1 protein-coding gene is annotated in these 1840 nt (G+C 70.8%); it reads left to right on the forward strand.

What is annotated here, in order from left to right; all coding sequences use genetic code 11:
• Positions 1-2 precede the first annotated feature (2 nt).
• Positions 3-1808, forward strand: a complete 1806-nt coding sequence (locus AOK11_RS35715; RefSeq protein ID WP_420903043.1) for an alkaline phosphatase family protein — start codon at positions 3-5, stop codon at positions 1806-1808.
• Positions 1809-1840 lie beyond the last annotated feature (32 nt).

A 1840-nucleotide genomic window follows, 5' to 3' on the forward strand; every position in this document is an offset into this window, starting at 1 on the left:
AGCTGTCGGACCCCACCGAGAGCGGCGCGGACCCGGACGGCGGCCCGGCCGGCACCACTGCCCCTCCCCCCGCCCCCGCCGGCACGTCCGAGCCCCGCGAGGAGACCCTCGACGGCCCGGCACCCACCCGACCGGGCCGCTGGCGGCAGCGCCACCCCCGCGCCGCCCGTGGCATCACCGTAGGGACGACCGTCCTGGCCGGAGCGCTGCTGCTGTTCGCGCTCCTCGTGCCGAACCGCGTGGAGCGGCTCTCGCTCGAGGCGTTCCTCCGCATCCCGGCCGAGGGCGTCCTGCTGGCGACGCTGCTGCTCGCGCTGCCGCCGAGGCCCCGGCGGATCATGGCGGCGGTATCGGGTGTCCTGCTCGGTCTGCTCACCGTCCTGAAGATGGTGGACATGGGGTTCTACCAGGTACTGGCCCGTCCGTTCGACCTGGTGCTCGACTGGATCCTGTTCGACGACGCGGCCGAGTTCGTCCGGGAGTCGTTCGGCCGGGGCGGGCAGATCCTCGCCGTGATCGGTGTGATCGTCCTGTTCGCCGCCCTGCTGGTGCTGATGACGCTGGCGGCGGTGCGGATCACGAACCTGATGGTCCGCCACCGTCCGACCGCCGCCCGCACCACCCTGGTCCTCGGCGTCGTGTGGATCACCTGCGTCACCCTGGGCGTGCAGATCACCGGCGTCCCGCTCGCCACCAAGGGCACCGCGGAGATGCTGGGCAACCGCATGGAGCAGGTGCGCGCGGGACTCAAGGACGCACGGGTCTTCGAGCGGCAGGCCGCCGTCGACGCCTTCGCCGACACTCCACCGGACCAGTTGTTCACCGGGCTGCGCGGCAAGGACGTCCTGTTCACCTTCATCGAGAGCTACGGCCGGGTCGCGATCGACGATCCGGCGATGGCGGAGCCGATCGACGCGGTGCTGAAGGAGGGCACCGGCACCCTGAAGGCCGCCGGTTTCGAGTCGCGCAGCGGCTGGCTCAGGTCGCCGGTGACGGGCGCGGGCAGCTGGCTCGCCCACTCCACCTTCCTGTCCGGCCTGTGGATCAAGAACCAGCAGCGCTACCGCAGTCTCACCACCAGCGACCGCATGACCCTCACCAACTACTTCCGCAAGACCGGCGACTGGCGCACCGTCGGCATCGTGCCCGGGGTGCGGCGGGCCTGGCCGGAGGGCAAGTACTTCGGCCTGGACCACATCTACGACTCCGAGAACCTCGGCTACCAGGGCCCGTACTTCAGCTGGACGCCGGTGCCCGACCAGTTCACCATGGAGGCCTTCGAGCGTCTGGAGCACGGCAGGGAGAACCGCGATCCGATCATGGCGGAGATCATCCTCGCCTCCAGCCACAACCCGTGGTCCCCCAACGCCCGCATGATCGACTGGGACGACCTCGGCGACGGCTCCGTGTTCCACGAGATCAAGAAGGAGGGCACCGACCCCGCCGAGGTCTGGCAGGACCCGGAGAAGGTACGCACCGAGTACCGCAAGTCCATCGAGTACTCGCTGCGCAGCCTGACCGAGTGGATGGAGCGGTACGGCGACGAGGACACGGTCCTGGTCTTCCTGGGCGACCACCAGCCCGTCCCGACCGTCACCGCCGGCAGCACCGACAAGGACGTGCCGATCACGATCGTCGCCCGCGACGAGAAGGTCCTGGACCGGGTGGCGGACTGGAACTGGACCGACGGCCTCAAGCCCGCGCCCGACGCCCCGCGCTGGGGCATGGACGAGTTCCGCGACCGCTTCATGACCGCGTACGGGCCGCAGGGAGGCAAGCACGCCGACGCGTCCGGCGCCACCGGCTGAGCGGAGACCTCCCGGCCCGGCAGGGCTCCCCT

This window comes from Streptomyces hirsutus (assembly GCF_001418415.1).
Classification (GTDB): domain Bacteria; phylum Actinomycetota; class Actinomycetes; order Streptomycetales; family Streptomycetaceae; genus Streptomyces; species Streptomyces hirsutus.